21 protein-coding genes are annotated in these 19,997 nt (G+C 45.6%); 15 read left to right on the top strand and 6 right to left on the bottom strand.

Translation table 11 applies throughout. The features are described 5' to 3' along the window. Positions 1–437 precede the first annotated feature (437 nt). Both IFO66_RS22800 and IFO66_RS22795 read right to left on the bottom strand, forming a co-directional pair. Positions 438–1,121, bottom strand: a complete 684-nt coding sequence (locus tag IFO66_RS22800) for a zf-HC2 domain-containing protein (protein WP_192027312.1) — start codon at positions 1,119–1,121, stop codon at positions 438–440. Continuing rightward, positions 1,114–1,710, bottom strand: coding sequence for a sigma-70 family RNA polymerase sigma factor (locus IFO66_RS22795; RefSeq protein ID WP_192027311.1), 597 nt, complete (start codon positions 1,708–1,710; stop codon positions 1,114–1,116). The genes IFO66_RS22800 and IFO66_RS22795 overlap by 8 nt, the downstream gene beginning before the upstream one ends. Positions 1,711–1,881: 171 nt before the next feature. Here IFO66_RS22795 and IFO66_RS22790 point away from each other — a divergent pair, with 171 nt between their 5' ends. The 8 genes from IFO66_RS22790 to IFO66_RS22755 all read left to right on the top strand — a co-directional run bounded on the left by IFO66_RS22790 (position 1,882) and on the right by IFO66_RS22755 (position 11,821). Continuing rightward, the gene (locus IFO66_RS22790) at positions 1,882–3,036 is read left to right on the top strand and encodes a COG1470 family protein (RefSeq protein WP_225446003.1); all 1,155 of its coding nucleotides are present in this window, start codon (positions 1,882–1,884) and stop codon (positions 3,034–3,036) included. Between the two features lie 65 nt (positions 3,037–3,101). Next, positions 3,102–4,073: an ABC transporter ATP-binding protein gene (locus IFO66_RS22785; RefSeq protein ID WP_192027315.1), complete on the top strand. Its 972-nt coding sequence runs from the start codon at positions 3,102–3,104 to the stop codon at positions 4,071–4,073. Beyond that, entirely contained in the window at positions 4,042–5,118 is a 1,077-nt protein-coding gene (locus IFO66_RS22780) for an ABC transporter permease (protein WP_225446002.1), read from the top strand. Before IFO66_RS22785 ends, IFO66_RS22780 begins: the two co-directional genes overlap by 32 nt. Positions 5,119–5,731: 613 nt before the next feature. After that, positions 5,732–7,144, top strand: coding sequence for a LolA family protein (locus tag IFO66_RS22775; protein ID WP_192027309.1), 1,413 nt, complete (start codon positions 5,732–5,734; stop codon positions 7,142–7,144). Positions 7,145–7,288: 144 nt separating this feature from the next. After that, entirely contained in the window at positions 7,289–8,482 is a 1,194-nt protein-coding gene (alr, locus tag IFO66_RS22770) for an alanine racemase (RefSeq protein ID WP_192027308.1), read from the top strand. Positions 8,483–8,745: 263 nt separating this feature from the next. Next, positions 8,746–9,027: a CopG family ribbon-helix-helix protein gene (locus IFO66_RS22765; RefSeq protein WP_028593241.1), complete on the top strand. Its 282-nt coding sequence runs from the start codon at positions 8,746–8,748 to the stop codon at positions 9,025–9,027. A gap of 3 nt (positions 9,028–9,030) precedes the next feature. Continuing rightward, a complete protein-coding gene (locus tag IFO66_RS22760) occupies positions 9,031–9,381 on the top strand; it encodes a type II toxin-antitoxin system PemK/MazF family toxin (protein WP_028593240.1) in 351 nt (116 codons plus the stop codon). 208 nt (positions 9,382–9,589) lie between these two features. Further along, positions 9,590–11,821, top strand: a complete 2,232-nt coding sequence (locus tag IFO66_RS22755; RefSeq protein WP_192027314.1) for a Tex family protein — start codon at positions 9,590–9,592, stop codon at positions 11,819–11,821. A 152-nt stretch (positions 11,822–11,973) separates the two neighbouring features. On the opposite strand, the gene cmpA is transcribed toward IFO66_RS22755, so the two are convergent. Continuing rightward, positions 11,974–12,114 (bottom strand): cortex morphogenetic protein CmpA, encoded by a 141-nt coding sequence (gene cmpA / locus IFO66_RS22750; protein WP_157282635.1) that lies wholly within the window; start codon positions 12,112–12,114, stop codon positions 11,974–11,976. Between the two features lie 181 nt (positions 12,115–12,295). Continuing rightward, a complete protein-coding gene (locus IFO66_RS22745; protein ID WP_192027307.1) occupies positions 12,296–12,646 on the bottom strand; it encodes a hydrolase/acyltransferase in 351 nt (116 codons plus the stop codon). 151 nt (positions 12,647–12,797) lie between these two features. Between IFO66_RS22745 and IFO66_RS22740 the strand changes: the two genes are divergently transcribed. Both IFO66_RS22740 and IFO66_RS22735 read left to right on the top strand, forming a co-directional pair. Further along, complete coding sequence (locus IFO66_RS22740) at positions 12,798–13,292, top strand: SprT family protein (protein ID WP_337913622.1); 495 nt, start codon at positions 12,798–12,800, stop codon at positions 13,290–13,292. A 12-nt stretch (positions 13,293–13,304) separates the two neighbouring features. Continuing rightward, the gene (locus IFO66_RS22735; protein WP_192027305.1) at positions 13,305–14,138 is read left to right on the top strand and encodes a uroporphyrinogen-III synthase; all 834 of its coding nucleotides are present in this window, start codon (positions 13,305–13,307) and stop codon (positions 14,136–14,138) included. A gap of 191 nt (positions 14,139–14,329) precedes the next feature. Here the strand turns inward: IFO66_RS22735 and IFO66_RS22730 are convergent, their stop codons facing one another. After that, a complete protein-coding gene (locus tag IFO66_RS22730) occupies positions 14,330–14,791 on the bottom strand; it encodes an ImmA/IrrE family metallo-endopeptidase (RefSeq protein ID WP_192027304.1) in 462 nt (153 codons plus the stop codon). Positions 14,792–14,801: 10 nt separating this feature from the next. Then, entirely contained in the window at positions 14,802–15,203 is a 402-nt protein-coding gene (locus IFO66_RS22725; protein WP_192027303.1) for a helix-turn-helix domain-containing protein, read from the bottom strand. A gap of 188 nt (positions 15,204–15,391) precedes the next feature. On the opposite strand from IFO66_RS22725, the gene IFO66_RS22720 reads away from it, so the two are divergent. The 5 genes from IFO66_RS22720 to IFO66_RS22700 form a co-directional block, all read left to right on the top strand. Continuing rightward, a complete protein-coding gene (locus IFO66_RS22720) occupies positions 15,392–15,835 on the top strand; it encodes an ArpU family phage packaging/lysis transcriptional regulator (RefSeq protein ID WP_192027302.1) in 444 nt (147 codons plus the stop codon). A 148-nt stretch (positions 15,836–15,983) separates the two neighbouring features. Further along, positions 15,984–16,589 (top strand): terminase small subunit, encoded by a 606-nt coding sequence (locus tag IFO66_RS22715; RefSeq protein ID WP_192027301.1) that lies wholly within the window; start codon positions 15,984–15,986, stop codon positions 16,587–16,589. Then, positions 16,586–17,836, top strand: a complete 1,251-nt coding sequence (locus tag IFO66_RS22710; protein WP_225446001.1) for a PBSX family phage terminase large subunit — start codon at positions 16,586–16,588, stop codon at positions 17,834–17,836. The genes IFO66_RS22715 and IFO66_RS22710 overlap by 4 nt, the downstream gene beginning before the upstream one ends. Before the next feature lie 10 nt (positions 17,837–17,846). Then, positions 17,847–19,283 carry a phage portal protein gene (locus IFO66_RS22705; protein ID WP_420488696.1) on the top strand — a complete coding sequence of 479 codons (1,437 nt, stop codon included), beginning with the start codon at positions 17,847–17,849 and terminating at the stop codon, positions 19,281–19,283. Beyond that, positions 19,273–19,997, top strand: a 725-nt coding sequence (locus tag IFO66_RS22700; protein WP_192027299.1) for a hypothetical protein, incomplete at its 3' end; no start/stop codon positions are given. The genes IFO66_RS22705 and IFO66_RS22700, both read left to right, overlap by 11 nt.

Genomic DNA, 19,997 nt, shown 5'->3' with positions numbered 1-19,997 from the left:
TATGATATTGAGTCATAAATAGTACCTCCTCTGAATGGGTCTGCATAACTTCATTCTAGACGAGGCTCTATTTCATGGCTCTTTTTTTGTTCACCATTTTACACAATTATACGGACTCAACTCATGTAAGGGGACTTTCCTTGAAAATTCCTGCATAATTGCAACAATTCCTGTTTGTATCGTAGATTCGGCGCACAAAAGATGCATTTTTGCAGGCATTTTAAATGAGAACGAAGCTCCGCTTGGAAATGCAGCATGCGATTGCAGTTCGCGCAGCAGGAGCGAATATAACCGCTGCATTCGACTGCTGTGTTCAATGATCCCGCCAGTGCTCACGATGCGCTAGGTAACTGACGGCCTAGCACACTGTCTTAGCGTACTGTCTAGCCCATCTTCTTAGCCCGCTGTCAGTACATCAACCTAGTTTCAAGCACCGTCTATTCGTCTCTAATTACACGATTTAATGAATTTGGAGCGTACTTAACGATCCCCGCGTTATCGCCACCTATAAAACGAGGGCCGAAGTTGGATGGATATAACGAACAGTTCTCTAAATATTGAACAGTCTGGCTGTCTGCTCGAATGGTGCGCAGCTTGACTACAGAAGAACCATCGTATTGCTGCAGCAAAATAGACACGTCTGGCCATTCGCGGTTCAACCATTTACCGGATTGATGTTTCACCGGGATCGACCTACCAGAGGGCACCTCACACACCTTTATGTCTTCCTGTGCTAACTGGTTGTCGGTCATAACGGTTAATGGCCTATGCTGAGAAGAAGATTGTGATTGTGTCCAGCCAATTGAAATAACCAATAGCAGCGCAGCAGCTCCCACTGCGGACATCATCTTCAATCGATGCTGGCGCAATAACACAGGCATTTTTTTGTACAACCAATATTTCCACTTCAACTTAATATGCAAACGTTCAGGGACTGGAGGAAGCGGTGTATGCTCATCTTGAGCTCCATGCAATATGCCTTTCCATTCTTGGTGCAGCTCATGGCATGATGGGCACATCTGTATGTGGGCTCGATACTGCGCCGAACGATCTTCAGGCAATTGGCCGAGAATGTCATCGATCATTTCTTGTTCTGTAAATCTACAAGTATGTTCATTCATGTTTGCGTCCCTCCTTCGATGCGCTACCTAATGGATTGCCGTTCCAATGCTTGCGTATATTTTGAATGCCATAGCGGATTAACGATTTAACGGTACCTAGTGGGTAATTCATCTTCTGGGCAATTTGCTGTTGAGTTTGTGATTCGTAATAAAATCCGATTAATGTCTCTCTTTGTGTTTTCGGTATCTGTTGGATAGCCTCGTATAAATGTTCCTCATCTAGCCGTCGGATGACGTGTTCTTCTGGAGTCGTTGACTCAATTGCTGTTGGCATATCCGTTAATGCATCTTCGCATATCGTTCTCTTTTGGCGTCTCATCCGATCTAAGCAGCGACTGCGCGTCTTTACAGCGAGCCAAGCTTCCAACGAGCCTCTCTTTGAATCGAATTGATCCGCCTTCCGAAATGCTTCAAGAAATACATCGTGGCAAATATCTTCTGCCTCCATCCGATCGTTCATCATCTTAAGTGCAATATGAAAAACAAGAGACGAGTATTGCTCATAAAATTGTTCAAATGCATCCATAGAGCCCTCATTCAACTCATGCAGCAGTCTAGGTGCATTAGCATTATTTTTTATTGTTCTCACCTCTGACTTCTATAAGTCTCGAATATCAATATAGATCTAATTTTTAATAAAAAGTATGGTTTTTCAGGAATTTCACCTTGTTTTAAGTGAATTTTTATCTATATTTAATAAATCCATTTGCCCTTCTCGTGCGTAGGTGAAGTGATAACAATGATGGGAGAGGGTTCTAGCATGCAAAAAAAGTGGATGGTCGCATTTAGTGTGATGCTGACATTGATGATGGGAACGTTGGTTGGAGGGGGATATAGTGCGTATGCAGCAAGCGGAGTCGCGCTATATACACCGTACACGAACATTTCGGTTACACCAGGTGAATCGATTTCCTATTCAGTAGATGTGATGAACAACACGAGTAGTGTACAAAATGTAGCGCTCTCGCTAGAAGGTGTACCAAAGGAGTGGAAAGCAGAGCTAACTTCTGGCGGTTGGGCGATTAAGCAAATTGGTGTAAAACCTGATAGTGAGCAAAATTTGAATCTCCAAATTGATGTGCCATTGGCGGTAGAAAAAGGTACCTATAACGTAACGTTGAAGGCGGCGGGCCATTCTACTTTACCTTTGAGCATTAACGTTACAGAGCAAGGTACGTACAAAACAGAGCTGACAACGGAGCAGCCGAATTTGCAAGGTGATGCGAGTTCTGCGTTTGACTACACGCTTACGTTGAAAAATAGAACGGCGAATGATCAGCAATACGCGCTGTCGGGTGCCACGCCACGCGGTTGGACCGTCTCCTTTTTGAGTGGTGGACAAAGTGTAACCTCTGTAGAAGTAGCGGCGAACTCCACGGCTGATATTAGTGTATCGGTTAAGCCTCCGGCAGAAGTGAAGGAAGGCAGCTACAAAATCCCTGTGAAGGCGGCGACGAACTCGACATCAGCAGAAGCTGAACTGGAGGCAGTTATCACAGGCACGTATGGACTAAAATTGACGACGCCAAGTGGTTTGCTTAGCACGGATATTACGGCAGGCAAGGAAAAGAAGTTGGAGATGCAAGTAACGAACACGGGAACGGCAGCATTGAAAGATATTGAACTCTCCTCTACGACGCCGGTAGATTGGGAAGTTACCTTTGACGAGGACAAAATTGCTAGTTTGGAACCGGGTCAATCGGCAAATGTAACGGCTACGGTCAAAGCAGACAATAAGTCGATCTCCGGTGATTACCAGCTTGATCTGCATGCGAAAACGCCAGAATCTACTTCTGATGTACAGTTTCGGATGACGGTGAAAACGTCGATGCTGTGGGGCTGGATCGGTGTGCTTATTATTGCTGGTGTCATTGGAGGCATGTTCTATATTTTCCGTAAATACGGGAGGAGGTAAGCGTGAAACAGTCAACTAACATGCAAATTGTTGATGTGTCGGATGCGAAGCTTGATGCGCCTGATATGAGGCAGCCGATTATTTCGATCAAAGATTTGACGAAAATGTACGATGAACATACGGCCGTGAATCAACTGACGTTATCGATTCAAGAAGGGGAAATATACGGGTTGCTTGGCCCGAATGGAGCGGGTAAATCAACGACCATTTTGATGATGCTTGGTCTCACGGAACCCACTTCAGGAACGGTTCGCGTGTGCGGTCTTGATTCGGTACGTCAGCCGATCGCGGTAAAGCGAAGAGTGGGGTATTTACCAGATGATATCGGGTTCTACGAGGATATGACGGGCTATGATAACTTGATGTATACCGCAAGGTTGAATCGGATTCCAGAGCTAGAAGCGAGACAGCGTGTAGACGCTATGCTGCAGCGCGTTGGCTTGTCTGACGCGGCCAAGAAGAAGGCAAGTACCTATTCTCGTGGTATGAGACAGCGCCTTGGCTTAGCAGAAGTGCTGTTGAAGAAGCCAGAAGTCATTATTTTGGATGAGCCTACGCTTGGTCTCGATCCTGAAGGTGTACGTGAGCTGTTGCAGTTAATCAAGGCGTTGAGTCGTGATGAAGGCATTACGGTGCTGCTGTCCTCACACCATTTGCATCAAGTGCAGCAGATTTGCGACCGTGTTGGCATTTTCGTAAAAGGAGAGCTGCTTGTTGAAGGGGATGTGCCATCATTGGCAAAAGGATTATTCCTAGAGGAAGCTCTTACGTTAGAAGTTGGTGTAAAGCCGATCAATAGTGAACTTATCGCAGAATTGCGAAAGCTGCCGGGGGTTGTAAGGGTAGATGAGCAGGACGGACTGCTGCAAATCGGATGCAAGGAAGATATCTCTTCGGAGTTGTCCCGCATCCTGATCGAGTCTGGTTGTTCTTTGTTCCATTTGCAAATCAAACAATATGGCTTGGATGAAATTTATCATCGTTATTTTGAGGGGGGAGAGCCGAATGCAGGAGAAAGTAAGCAGGATACTCCGTAAAACAGGTCAAGTATTCTCTGGCGGTGGACGAGACGCGGGGTCCTCTGTATTTGCTGAAACTACCGCATATGCCGCATCTACTGCGTCGAGAAAAGCGCCCCATCCATTTTGGATTATCGTTCGTAAAGAAATGTCGGATATTATGCTGAGCTGGCGCTATGTCATCTTGCTCGCTTTAATGCTGCTGACGTGCGGAGCATCGCTCTATACGGCGATTACGAGCATCAAAACGGCGGTTCCAACAGGCGAGGCGGTAGATTCGTTTCTGTTTCTGCGTTTATTTACGGTATCTGATGGAACGATTCCATCCTTCATGACCTTTGTTAGCTTTTTAGGTCCCTTGCTCGGGATTGCGCTTGGCTTCGATGCTGTTAACTCAGAGCGGAATAAAGGGACGTTGTCGCGTATGATGGCGCAGCCTATCCATCGTGATTATGTCATTAACGCCAAATTTGTAGCGGGAATCAGTGTCATTGGCCTTTTATTTTTTGCACTTGGTCTGCTTATTATGGGGCTAGGATTGTTGACGCTGGGCATCCCACCTTCGTTTGAAGAGTTTTTGCGTATGATCTTTTTCTTGATGCTGAGCGTCGTTTATATCGCCTTCTGGCTGAATTTATCGATTGCGTTTTCTGTACGCTTTCGTCAGCCGGCTACGTCGGCATTGTCATGTATTGCGCTCTGGATCTTCTTCAGCGTGTTCTATACGATGATTATCGAAATGATCGCCAAAGGGATTGCGCCAGTCAATCCGACGCATATGGATCAACTGGTGAATTATCAGCAGACGGTTCAGTTTTTGCTGCGTCTATCGCCTGGCCATCTGTTCAACGAAGCAACGATGACTTTACTCATGCCGGAAATTCGCACCTTGAGCTTATTTGTTCCACCCGAGCAGACATATGGCGCGCTGCCTAGCCCGCTATCCGTCGGACAAAGCTTGCTACTCGTTTGGCCGCAGCTAACAGGCTTGATTGCCGCTGTGTTAGTTTGCTTTATGGCAGCGTACATGATGTTTATGCGTCAGGAAATTCGTTCGCGTTAAGGATGTATGCGCGTTGGGAATGCGACTTCTTGACTGTCGTGCATGAATTATCGTTAGGTCATGCATTAATTATACGAAAGTAAGTAATAGGTAAATCTCAGTATTTTCAATATTCTCAGTATTAGGTAATCAGTGAGGCACTATTATAGAGCACAACTTTATAGTTGGCTTTTGATAGTGCCTTACACACGTTTTATATAGTGTTTTACATAGTGTTTTAGATAGTAACTACCCGTTGATGAGGAACTGCATGAGATGAAAGCTTTTGATTTTTGATTTTTGATTTTCGATTTTTGAATTTGAGTTTGAGACAAAAGTGCAGTTATTTATTCAGTAAATCTGCTTATTTGGGGTATTATCCGCAAAAATGCATTTATTTTAGCTACTTTTCCTCATTTAAGCGATAATCGAGAAAAATAACTGCACATTTGTCCATATCTACCCCAAAATGATGTTTTCCTCATAAAATAACTGCACTTTTGTCCACACGATCACATCACAAATCAGCTTGTCATGCATGTCTGCATATTTGGCCAAGTTCCCTCATAGACATGTTAGCAGATGGAAGCCGTTACGAGGCAAAGTCATATTCAATGTCAGAGGGGATGATCTCATGCGTCGGATCTCATGGGTATTGGCCATAGTGTTGAGCTGTGCGCTATTTTTGGCTGGATGCGGTCAGAAGGATGCAACATCAGTGGTCAAGGACTTGGATCAAAAGATGAGCAAGTTGGAAAGTTATGCTGGTATCGGAACGATGACGTTGTACTCGGGCCAGCAGCCCTTGGAATACCAAGTGGAAGTTTGGTACCAGAACCCATCGTACTATCGTATTGAGCTGAAAAATGCCAAGAAGGACGTCTCACAGATCGTATTGCGCAATGATGAGGGAGTTTTTGTGTTGACTCCAAGTTTGAAGAAGAGCTTCCGCTTCCAAAGCGATTGGCCAGATAATCAAGGTCAAGTTTACTTGTATCAGACGCTTATTCATAGCATTTTGGCAGATAAGGCACCGCAGTTTACAGAAGAAGGAGACAGCTTCGTTTTTGAAGTTGCGGCCAATTATCAGACCGATTCACTTGTAAGGCAAAAGATATGGCTAGATCAGCAGAGCTATGCGCCGAAGCAAGTTCAAGTAACAGATGCAGAGTCTCGTGTCGTAGTGGAGATGAAGTTCAAGCAGTTTGATTTCAGCAAAAAGTTTGAAAAAGACGCGTTCGATATGCAGCGTAATATGACAGCGAGTGCAAATATTGATCCGCAGCCGCAAGCTCAGACCAAGCAGCCAGCCGATTCCGCTGTGTCAGGAACAGATTCATCATCTGCACCTGCATCTACAGGAGTTGCAACAGAAACACCTGCTGCAGATGGAACTGCCAAGTCAGCAACAAATGCTACTGATGGAGCCACGGACACACCAGCAAATCAAGCAGTAGATGGCAATACTGAGACACCGACGAATGCTGCTACAGGCGGATCTAATGAGAAGCCAGCTAATACATCTACAGACGGTACAGCAACAACGCCTGCCCCAACAAGCACAGAAGCTGTTGACCATAAAAATCATGATACCAAAGCACCTGAAACAGCTCCGACTGGTAAGGCCGCAGGCAATGAGCAAGTACCAGCCGTAGATGACCAACCGAATACAGATGATAGCGGCGGTCAAGATGAAGGAAGTCCGTTAGGACCGTTCGGTTTTATTGAGCCATCATACACGCCAACAGGTGTAGAGCTTGGTGAACGAGTTGAACTGCCAGATAGCAAATCTCATGCCGTGATGATGCGCTACGAAGGAACGTATACGTACTCCATCATGGAAGAGCGTCCAGAAGATGTTGAGGTCGGTATTGGCTATTCAGAGGGTGTGAATCTAGGATTTACAGTTGCTCATCTTATCGGTGAAGAGCAAAAGTCGATGACTTGGCTGTATGATGGCATTAAATATCGTATTACTTCAGGAGATTTGCCGCTCACTGAGATGATTAAGATCGCCCAATCGATGGTTGATCAATCTGGGAAATAGGCTGGAATCTCGACATTTTGTGAAAAATAGGATCATTTTTCCGCACGATACTGCCGCTACACTGCGTTGACAGGCTACCAGACACCATTTAACATAGGTTTGTTGACGATTGAGCGGCAATATGGAACGGAGAAGGTGACACGAATGGAATCATACTATCGTCCTACACGAATCGAGCTTTCTTTAGATGCGCTCGAGCATAATATACAAGCTTTTCGCAGCATGATCCCGGAAGGGACGAAGCTTGGCCTATGTGTCAAAGCAAATGCCTATGGTCATGGTGCCGTCGAAATTGCTAAAGCAGCAGAGCAGATCGGTACAGATTACTTCAACGTTGCATTCCTAGATGAAGCAATTCAATTGAGACAGGCGGGTATTACGACCCCTATTCTCGTGTTGGGCTATACGCCGCCGGAAGCAATTCCGACGGCGTTCTGCCATCATATTAGTATTAACGTATTTTCTGAAGACGTATTGGAAGCCCTAGAGCAGCAAGCTCCTACCTTATCAGCGGACAATGATGGACATCGTTTGCTTGTCCACGTGAAAATAGATTCGGGAATGGGAAGGCTTGGTTTGCGCTCGCCTGATGAAGCGGTTGCATTTATGAGCCGTTTATCCGGCATTGAGGGTGTGGATGTAGAAGGATTATTTACTCACTTTGCTTCTGCGGATGAAGAAGATAAAACGTACACAACTATGCAGATAGAGCGATTCCAGTCTGTGGTGCAAGCTTTGAAGCAGCATCAGCTATGTCCGGCAGTAATTCATCTGAGTAATAGTGCGGGAACGATTGAGTTACCAGGTTGCGCAGTGAATATGGTACGTGTTGGTATTAGCATGTATGGGCTGTATCCTTCTGAAGAGGTCAATAAGACAGCTGTTTCTTTGCAGCCTGTTATGTCTTGGAAGACGCAAGTGGTTCACGTCAAACAGCTTCCAACTGGTGAAGGGGTTAGCTACGGTACGAAGTATTTCACATCGGGGGATGAGTGGATAGCTACCATCCCTGTTGGATACGCAGATGGTTACTCACGTATGCTCAGCGGTAAGGCTGAAATGCTAATTCGCGGCAAACGAGTGCCCGTAATTGGCCGGATCTGTATGGACCAATGTATGGTATCCCTAGCACCGCTAGGTGAAGAGGCGGCTGATGTGCGTGTTGGTGAAGAAGTTGTTCTAATAGGGGCACAGCACGATGCCCGTATTTCTACCGAAGAGATGGCCGATAAGCTCGGCACGATCAATTATGAGATTATATGCAAGCTTGCACATCGAATTCCGCGTATTTATGAAAAACAGCACGAAGTACGCAGTGTGTACAATCCTTTATTGTGACATGTGACAAAAACAATAATTTTCCTACATTCTCTCCATTTGGATGAAGGAAAATGAGGAAACATGCTCGAATAATGGTATAATCGATAAAGTATAGCAGTATTCGATAACGCATTGTAATGAATAAAATGAAGCTATATATACCGTGTATGGCTTTTCACATATCCGATCTATATGCGGCATATATATGCTCTTGTATAATTTTTCTATAGGTACGACATAATGGTGATAAGGCAGGAAAGGTTTTGGGGGTGCGAGAACAGGTGCGAAACATACACAACACCAAACGAATAATGATCAGCTTGCCCGACCAACTGTTACAGGAAGTGGACGGCATCGTGGCAATGGAGAACTCCAATCGCAGTGAATTCATTCGCCAAGCTATGAAATTGTACTTGAACGAACGGAAGAAACGTCATATCCGTGAGTCTATGCAGCGTGGCTATATGGAAATGGCGAAGATAAACTTGACGATGGCATCCGAAGCGTTCTATGCAGAAGCAGATGCGGATGGCACGCTGGGCCGTTTAGTTAGCGGGGTGTAGCCAGTGATTGTGAAGCGCGGGGATGTATTTTTTGCTGATTTATCACCCGTGGTTGGTTCGGAGCAGGGCGGTGTTCGTCCGGTTCTCGTTATTCAGAATGATATTGGCAACCGCTTCAGCCCAACCGTCATAGTAGCGGCTATAACAGCGCAGATTCAGAAGGCGAAGCTTCCAACTCATGTGGAGATCGATGCGGAGACGCATGGCTTTGATCGTGATTCTGTTATTTTATTGGAGCAGATTCGTACAATCGACAAGCAGCGTCTGACGGATAAGATTACACATTTGGATGATGAGACGATGCGCAAAGTTGACGATGCCCTCCAGATTAGCATTGGTTTGATTGATTTTTAATTAGGAATAGCCTCTGCCTGTTCGATTTAAGCAGGTGGAGGTTCGTTCGCTTTTCCTTCTTGTCGATATATGGACTATGATAAGGCTGCTGATGGTATAATCGGTAGTCTTTTTTGTTTCCTTCATGCACTGCTGGAAAAGCTATCGGATTTCTGAGACAATAATGATGGTGAGGTTACTAGCCATTGAGATAGAAAGGAAGGCTATGATGACGGTATCTGAACAAACGATGGAGTTAGCAGAACTGGAAGCGATTGTGGAGCAGCTAAAAGCAAATGAGCGTGAACGACTTTTAAAGCAGCTTTCTTCTGAACTGTCTCTTGGGACAGGACAAGTTCAACGTACGATCGAGCTATTGGACGAGGGGAATACGATTCCGTTTATTGCTCGTTATCGTAAAGAAATGACGGGAGAACTTGATGAGAACCAGCTTCGTAGCTTGGAAGAACGATTAGGCTACATTCGCGGGTTGGAAGAACGCAAACGTGAAGTGATGCGTCTCATTGCAGAGCAGAACAAGTTGACAACGGATCTCCAACAAGCCATTGTGAAAGCGGTTAAGCTGCAGGAAGTAGAGGACTTGTATCGTCCGTATAGACAGAAGCGGAAAACTCGCGCAAGCGTTGCGAAAGAACGCGGCTTACAGCCGTTGGCGGATTGGGTGCTTACGGAGCCAAAGTCAGGAGATCCTTTGCAGGAAGCTGCTGCCTATATCCAGCCTGATTTAGGTGTGGAGACGAGCGAGCAAGCGATACAAGGTGCGCTCGACATTATCGCCGAGTTAATCGGGGATGATCCTGTCGTTCGTAAATGGGTTAGACAATATACATACGAACAAGGATTGCTGCGGACTGAGGCTAAAGATACAGAACAGGAATCGGTGTATGAGATGTACTATGCGTACAGTGAGCCAGTTAAGCGTCTGCCTTCCCATCGAATATTGGCGATTAACCGCGGTGAACGGGAAGATGTGTTAAAAGTATCCTTGGATGTACAGATCGACATGATCTTAGCATACATACAGAAAAAATGGATTCGTGGTGCTTCGGTTGTTCGTAGTTTGTTAGAAGCGACGGTTGAGGATGCGTACAAGCGTCTGATTGCCTCTTCAATTGAGCGCGATGTGCGCAACGAATTGACAGAGAAGGCGGAGGAACAGGCGATTGATGTATTCGCTAAGAACCTGCGCAGCTTGCTGCTGCAACCACCAGTCAAAGGTAAAACGGTACTGGCAGTTGATCCTGCCTTTCGTACTGGATGTAAGCTAGCTGTCGTCGATGACACGGGTAAAATGCTGGAGGTAGCGGTGACATATCCGACTGCTCCGCATAACAAAGTTAAAGAAGCAGAGCGCTCTTTCACTGAATTGGCTCGTAAATATGATGCAGATATTATCGTTATCGGAAATGGTACAGCATCACGGGAGACGGAGCAATTTGTTGCCGACTGGTTAGTGAAATATGCTGCTGAATCCGGCAAGCGATTGCAGTACCTGATCGTAAATGAAGCGGGAGCGAGTGTTTATTCTGCATCTAAACTGGCACAGGAAGAGTTCCCTAGTCTTGATGTGGCAGAACGCAGTGCGGTGTCTATCGGTCGGCGGGTACAAGACCCGCTTGCAGAGCTTGTTAAAATCGATCCGAAGGCAATTGGGGTTGGACAATATCAGCATGATGTAGCTGCTAAGCGTCTAGAAGAAAACCTTGGCGCAGTTGTCGAGTCTGCGGTTAACCACGTAGGTGTAGATGTGAATACGGCTTCGCCTTCGCTGCTTTCCTATGTGGCTGGCATCAATGCAACGTTGGCCAAAAATATTGTGAAGCATCGGGAAGAGAACGGCAAGTTCACCAAGCGTCAGCAGTTGCAGAAGGTAGCACGTCTTGGTCCAAAAGCATACGAACAATGTATTGGATTCTTGCGTATTACAGATGGCGACTATGCGCTTGATCGTACGCCGATTCACCCTGAATCATACAAGGTAACAGAGCGCTTGCTTGCTTCGCTTGGCTTCAAAGTCGATGCAATCGGTTCCGAGGAGCTCGTGAAGAAACTGCGCGATGCCTCCATTGAGCAATTGGCAGCCGAGCTGGAAGTAGGTATACCGACGTTGAATGATATCGTAGACAGCTTGTTGCGACCTGGACGCGATCCCCGTGAGGAATTGCCACCACCGATCTTCCGTACGGATGTACTTCAAATTGAAGACTTGGTGCCTGGCATGGAACTGCAAGGAACCGTTAGGAATGTTATCGACTTCGGTGCCTTCGTTGATATCGGGATTAAAAATGATGGACTCGTCCATATTTCGCAAATTAGCGATCGCTTTGTGAAGCATCCGCTTGATGTCGTTTCTGTTGGTGACAATGTGACCGTCTGGGTAATGCAGGTGGACGTGAAAAAAGGCCGCGTTGGGTTGACCATGAAGCAGCCTAAGCAATAGGAGAATGATGGAGTAAGCACTTTTATGGTGCCTCCTGTTCATGTTTCAATAAACTTTTAGAAGCCGGACATGTCTCACTGCGGGATATGGTCCGGCTTTATTCCGAGAGGGGCGACGAAGCCTATCGCTTGTTGAATGATTTGTTGATCTGATTATGGAGTTGTCTTCGAATGGAATGAACGTACTGACGGCTTCGAACGATAAAAAAACCAACAATCATTGAGCAGCTTGATCTGCCGACGATCTTTTTTCTGATAGGCTTTCATCAGCTGATTGCATAACCATTGCGGCACAGGTATTCCCTCCTTCAAGTGATGACGATACGATGTTGTACCGTTATCATATGGGCATTTGTCATGGAAGGTGCAGGTCCTGTAAAGTACATAAGCTATGATAAATTAAAAAATGCTGCACAAATAAAAAAACTCCAGCGCGGTTAAGCAGCGGGAGTTCGTAAAATGTATTACTAGGTTACTAAATAGCTTCTTCCTCATACCATTGTTCCATTTGCGCTTGCAGGGCACGAATCTCTGTAAGCAGTGAGATCAGTGGATATTCCGTTTCGCGAATGGACGCAAAAGCTTGCTCAAGCTCATTCAAATAATGAAGCCCGCTCACGATCTGATCTTGTTCGCGTAGCAACTCAAGATGATCACATTCTGCTACTGCAACAGGCAGTACAGGAACCTCATGGGCGGTTAGCTTACCAATTTCTTTATTCAAACGTAGGTTCAACGCACTTAGTTGATAAGCATAGTCAGTCGGCATTTCTACAAACTCCAGCTTCGTATCGCGTTGCAAAATAAGATAGCGCATATTCGGCATAATCTGTCGCTCCTTCACGTTCAATTGCCATTATTCTCTTGACAGTGTAATGGACTTCAAGTACAAATTCAAGTATGGAAAACTTGCATGCTTCTTAAGGAGAGGACAAGCAGTTAAGTATGTAGAAGGTGGTGCGCTTACCTTGAATCGGATAACAGAACCTATTTTACAGCGGATGGTAGAGCGTATTTCCATCGAATCGTTCGGCAAACCGTTTCGTCATCGAGCAACATTCAACGCCCGATTAAAGACGACTGGCGGTCGATATTTGCTGCGATCCCATCATATTGAGATTAACCCGAAGCAGTGGGAAGCCCATGGGGAAGAAGAAGTGATCAGCATTATTAAGCATGAACTTTGTCACTATCATCTTCATATAGAAGGAAAGGGATATCAACATCGAGATAAGGACTTTAAGGAATTGCTGCAAAAGGTTGGCGGATCGAGATTTTGTAAGGCGATTCCCAGCATACAAAAGAAGCGGCGAGAGCCCTATCGATATCGGCTGGTATGTAAAGCATGCAGCCTAACTTATTTGCGCAAGCGTCGTGTAGACGTTCGTAAGTACGTATGCGGTCGTTGTAGAGGGCCGCTCCTTATGGAGCGTCTTGCTGTTGAGACAGGAACATCTAAGAATTTGAAGTAGGAGGGGATAGATGTGGCTAAGTTAGCAGGCAAAACGATTGTTCTTACTGGGCCGCGTAAGGCGGAAGAAATGGCAACGATCGTGATGAAGCAGGGCGGAACACCGCTCATTCGTCCGACACAGGGGACGGTTTATGCACAATTTGAACATCTGGATCAAGAAGTGGACAAGCTCCTTCAAACACCGTTCACATGGGCTATATGGACAACGGGTATTGGCATTAATACGCTAATGGAAGCAGCTGAAGCATCAGGCAAGGCGGATGCTTTGAAGGAGCGACTTAAGGAGCTGAGGCATGCAGCGCGAGGCTATAAAACGATGAATGCTTTGAAGCGTCTTGGTATTGTACCAGAAGTTCGTGATGACGATGGTTCAACAGCGGGGCTTATTAGAGCCTTGGAAGCACATGGAGCGGAGCACTTTAAGGGTGAAACCGTTTCTTTGCAGCTTCATGGTGACCCTGCGCCTGCGTTGGTGGCTTTCTTTGAGGAAGCTGGAGCTAGTTATGCAGAGCTGATGCCATATCGTCACGTTCCACCAGAGCCTGAAGTGATGAAGCAGTTGCTGGCAGAGATCGTGCAAGGCCACGTGGATGCGGTCGTGATGACAAGTGCGCCTCAGCCGAGATTTTTATTTGAATACGCTCGTAAGCAAGGGTTGGAGCAAGAGCTGCTACAGCAATTTGCAGCAGGCACATTGGCCGCGGCTGTTGGCAAGGTAACAGCAGGTGTACTGCGGGATGAAGGCGTTGAGCGCATTCTTGTGCCGCAAGAAGAGCGGATGGGTGCGTTAATTGTGCGGTTAGCGCAATGGTATGACGGGCAGCAGGAAGAAACTATAGATTAAATGGTGCCATAATATCATTCATAATGATTATAAAAGAACGGCTAATAGGTTGATAAGTTGCGACTGCTTCCCGATATGCTACTGGGAAGCGGTCGTTTGTTTTTTTCTGGGCTTATTAGCGGCGTGGACATTGAATCAACTGATTTCTAGCACACAGTGACATGTTTGCAGAAGAACCTGCTTACATACTGCTATTCAAACCATTCGAGTACACCTAATGGCTCGAAACAGATCGTATACTTACCTACTGTTACGGATGAGCCGTACTTTTCTTGAAAATGAAGGAGAGTAGAGTCTAGGAAATCCTCTGTGACCCCCATATAGTTAGCAAGCTCATAGCGGTTCCGGATACCGTGCTTATGGGCATCAACAATCATATCTAACGAAATCAGTCTATTATAGCCCCAGTTGCGTGCGCGCTTCTCCTGCTTGCGATTGCACAGTACGCTTTGATTGGTTATGTCCCCAGAGGATGTATAGTAATGACCAAGCTCCTCCGCGAGAATGCATGCTTTCTCAATATTCGTGGAAATATGCTTATTGATCCAGATTACCTTGTCCGAATAAAATCCTTTATTTCTTAATGTCATCGGCATTTCATAAGTATCTACCTTTTGTTGTGCTGCCTCTTTAAGCAATTGCTCATAGCTCATGGCGTCACTCCTATTGTTTGCGCTTTGATTTTACAAATTGCTTAAATCGCTCAATCTCCTCAAGCTCTTCTTCCGTCCAATCTTCACCTTCATGATGAGCTGCAATCGTATATGGCTCATGCATGTGCTCTGCAATTGTGGTAGGCATGTGATGACTATTTGTATCCTCAGAAGATAGATCTCCCTCGAAATACCCTGCTTTCTCCATTAACTGTTCGTATGTGCAAGTTTGCAAATATTTCGCTAGCATTTTTAACGTGCCTGGCATCGGTTTTTGGATACCAGCTTCGATTCTTGAAAGTGTAGTCTGTGAGATACCAGACGACTCTGACAACTGTTTTTGTGTTGTAAATCCAGAATCTTTCCGTAGATGCTTTAAAATATCGCCAAAATGATCGTGTTTCATAGACACTTCATTCACCTCATTTCGCTGTTCGTACACATAATTCAATTATATACGTATAATTGCGTGTGCGCAATTATTTTCTGGATTAAGTATTGCGTCCGCGCATAATTGGTTGTATATTCTAAATATGCGTTGACGAATATTTAATTATGCGTATGCGAATTATGTGTAAGAGCTAATAGGGGGCAGCTACTATGGGAACAGGTGAGGGTCTAAAGCTTCATGCACGCAGAACATCGAGAAAAGTAGAGGAAAGATTAGAGTCGGCCAGATTATATAAAAAGTTTGGATTTATTCGTCGTGAAGCTAGAGTGACAGCGGTATACAGTGATACGCCGCGCAGCAATACGAATGTGAAAAGTGACCAAACGGCGATGCTCGCTACGTATAACGTAGACAGAGAAGAGCGGTTGCAGCACGAATACGATCAAGTGATTAAGGCAGTTAGTCAATTAACGGATATGCATCGTCGAATTATCGAAATGAGATATCTTAGCGATGATGGTGTGACCGATATCCATGTATATGTAGATATGCATATGTCGGAGCGTTCCTATTATTATGCGAAGTCGAAGGCAATGAAGCAGCTCGCTTATGCGTTGAGACTGGAGGTTTTTACAGAAGAAGCGGCTTGTTGATAGGGTCTTTTAGATGTTATCGATTGCAGAAACTTTGCAGATAGCTTGCAGAGTTGTTGCAGGTGAATTGGCAGTACACGCTATAGAATAGTAGTGTGGACGTTTTATCGAGAGGTTAATGATCCTAATGCAGGAGGGGGGCACGAGTATGGCATTGACGGCCAAACAACAACGATTTGCAGATGAGTACCTGATTGACCTCAATGCCACGCAGGCTGCAATCAGGGCGGGTTATAGTGCGAATACGGCTGAGCAACAGGCGTGCAGATTGATGAAGCATGCGAAAGTGCGAGCGTACATAGACGACAAAATGGCCGAGCATTCAAGACGCATTGGTGTGAATCAAGAGCGAATTATACGCGAGTTGGCACGTATTGCATTTGTAAATGCTCCGAACCTTATTAACTTGGAGGATGCGACGATGCAACCTGATGTATCAGCAGATGACACGGCAGCCATTGTGAGTGTGAAGGTGAAGACGATTCCGACGCCAGAAGGCAATGCGGTAGAGCGGGTGATTCGATTTGCTGACAAAATTAAGGCGTTGGAGCTGCTGGGGAAACGATTCGGCATGTGGGTAGACAAGCAACAAGTTGATGTCCAAGGTGCGGTACATATTGTAGACGATATCCCATTTTCAGATGAGTCTCCGTACACTTCGTATGATGCAACTCATGTAACTCATAAAGCTGATGCTGAGGATGAAACATGCCATCATACTATGCATGACCATGAAATGTCGAGGAATCCATGATGGCTCATGTCACGATGTCCAGCCTGATCGCTCCTCATTTTTACAGTGTACACCACGATATCAAACAAGAACTTCATACGCATTATTGGTTAAAAGGTGGGCGGGGATCAACAAAGTCCTCCTTTGTGAGCATTGAGACGATTAAAGGGATAATGGAAGATCCGCTAGCTAATGCGATGGCCATTCGTAAAGTGAAGCAAACGCTGCGCGAATCGGTATTTGAGCAATTTGTGTGGGCTATAGAGCGACTTCAAGTGTCCCATTTATGGGATATACCCAAATCCAAGCTTGAGCTGACTTATTTACCGACAGGGCAAAAAATATGGTTTCGCGGAGCGGATCACGTTACGAAGTTGAAGTCTACGAAGCTCGCAAAAGGATATTTTAAATATGTTTGGTATGAAGAGGTTGACGAATTTGTAGGTATGGAAGAAATTCGCTCGATTAACCAGTCACTGCTGCGCGGGGGGATGAAGTTCGTTGTCTTTTACAGTTTTAATCCACCACAAACTACGAGACATTGGCTTAATGCAGAGTTAACGGAAACACGTCAAGATCGACTTATTCATCACAGCACTTATTTGTCTGTACCCGATCATTGGCTGGGGAAGCAGTTTGTAATTGAGGCTGAGCACTTAAAAGCAACGAGACCGGACCGATACGAACATGAATATATGGGGGCGGTAACCGGCAGTGGCGGTGAAGTGTTTAACAACATTTCGTTCCGAACGATTACAGCTGATGAAATTAGTAGGTTTGATCGCGTGAAGCGAGGACTTGATTTTGGATATGCCAATGATCCTTCGCATTATACCGTTTGTCATTATGATAAGACGCGCAGACGGCTTTATATTTTCTATGAAGTTCATAAAACTCAAATGTCTAACAAACAGCTGGTGGACCATATCAGAGAAGAAAACAAGCTCAATCAATCGGTGACGGCGGATTCAGCTGAGCCGCGTACGATCAATGAATTGAAAGGGCATGGACTTCGGATTACGAGAGCGGTAAAAGGTCCAGACAGTGTGGCATATGGAATTAAATTTTTACAAGATTTAGAGGAGATCGTAATCGATCCTATTCGATGTCCGAATACGAAACGAGAATTTTATCAATATGAGTTGAAGCCTGATGGCAGTGGCGGATATAAGGCAGGTTATCCTGATAAGGACAACCATAGCATTGATGCGGTGAGATATGCATTAGAAGATGAGATGAATCGATCGAGTATTACCATTTTAAGGTGAGGTGAACCTAGTGTTGTTAAATAATCAGTTGTATGAAATGGAGCAGATTATTGCGGGCAATGCCCCGATGACGCTTGAGCAAATTGTAGAAGAAGAGATTAAAGGCTTCCGAGCTTCTGAGCAATACAAAATGATGGTCGAGGCGGAGCAATATTACCGGAATCGGTCCGATGTGCAGCGAAAATACAACGACGTTCGTAATCGATCGAATGTGCGCATGGAGCACCCTATTCTAAGGAAGCTCGTTGATCAGAAGGCAAATTATTTGTTGTCCAAACCGTTTACGGTAGACAGTAAAAATAGACAATATAGCGGGGCGTTAAATGAGTTGTTCGACAATGAGTTACGCCGCAAAATGAAGTCATTAGGTAAAGGAGCTGTGAAAAGCGGAATCGCTTTTATAGCTCCTTATTTTGATGGAGGAAGGCTCAAGTTTATGAGGCTGCCATCGACGGAAGTGATCCCGCTCTGGTCAGATGCAGAACGAACGAAGATGGGGGCTTATATTCGCTTCTATGAGCAGATGGTGTATGACGGATCTAGGAAGAAGACGGTACTACGGGCGGAGTATTGGGATGTTAACGGTGTAAAGCGGTTTAAAAATAACGGCAACGGCGGTACGAATCTCGTAGCTGATTATGACTCAGGGGTGTGTGAGGAGGCTCATTTTCATATTGATGGGAAGCCTTACAACTTCGATGCAGTGCCAATTGCTTGGGTGAAATATAACGAAGAGGAACTGCCGCTGCAATACTTTATTAAAGACTTGATTAATGATTACAACTGGCAATCGTCTGTAACGGCAGACGTGCTGCGAGATGTCGCGAAATTTATTTATGTCATAAAAAATTATGGTGGTACAGACCTTAGCGAGTTCGTGAAGGATCTGAATCAGCATCTTGCGATTAAAGTGGATGGGGACGGAGGTGTAGATAAGCTGCAAGCGGATATCAATGTCGATGCGGTGATGGCGTTCTTGGACAAAAATCGTCGTGACATGTTCGACTTCGCAAGTGCAGTGGATACGAAAGACCCTAATCTCGGTAGTGCGAGTGGTACGGCGATTAACTTTAGATATATGGATTTGGATATCGATTGTGCAGCGTTAGCAGCTGAACTACAAGACACCTTCGTGCAGATGAAGGTGTTTTTTGATGTTTATTTTCAGGTTGCAGGTAAGGGGGACTTTACGAAAGAGAAGTTTAACGTCCTATTTAATGCGGACTTGCCGGTTAATGAGACGGATATCATTACGAACATTCGCAATTCGGAAGGCATCGTATCGAAGCGGACACGACTTGCCAACCATCCTTGGGTACGCGATGTGGATGAAGAAATGGAACAGCTTAAGCAGGAGCAGCAGGAAGCGGTTGAGCAGTTTGGTTCAGGTTTGTTTGATGATGCATTGGGAGCCACGCAGAGCGGTGGTGCCGTAAATGATGAATGATGATGAACATTTGGCGCGGGATGATGGGCAAGTGGGCAGGAGTAGTGATCAATTCACGCAGGATGGTAAGCAGGTAGGTGGGAATAAAGATAAATCGGCGCAGGATGATGATCGTATAAGCCGGCTTGATGAGAGCGCTGTGGAACGAGCTGTAAAGCTTGCGGCAGACAGTGCTGCAACGGGCGCGAAATTAAAGGCGGAGTTGCATCAACTGTACGATCGAACTGCACGAAATCTTCGCCGAATGGTGAATGATTTTTATGGTCGTTATGGGAGCAGGAGCAGCAGTAAGAGTCAAGGCGCTGCTGGGATGATAGAAACGAGGCTGGTTCTGCCGTACGATCAAGCGGTAAAGCATCTTGAGGCTTCTGAGATGAAGGAGTGGAAGGACAGCGTTGCCTCACAGGAGGAACGCATAGACAATGAGACGGATCGTGCTGTGCGTGATCGCCTTTCGGTAAAGTTGAAAGAGATTACATGCGGCACGAGTCCTCCGAACTCGCGGTTTGACGTATTATCTGGACACATGCGTATGGCGCTTGACGAGCTGGATGTAGCGGGTGCTCGGCAGATGGGAAGGGCGTTTGAAACGCTGCTGTCGGACGTGTACGCTAAGAAAATATCCGACATGAAGCAGCGAGATGAAGAGCAATTCGGTGATAAGGAGATACGTGATAACCGTCTCGATGCGGAGGAGATAGCGAAAGTGCTGTC

The organism is Paenibacillus arenosi (genome assembly GCF_014841135.1).
Classification (GTDB): domain Bacteria; phylum Bacillota; class Bacilli; order Paenibacillales; family Paenibacillaceae; genus Paenibacillus_B; species Paenibacillus_B arenosi.
The sequence above is the reverse complement of the archived record's forward strand: the minus strand, read 5'-3'. Positions and strand labels throughout refer to the sequence as shown.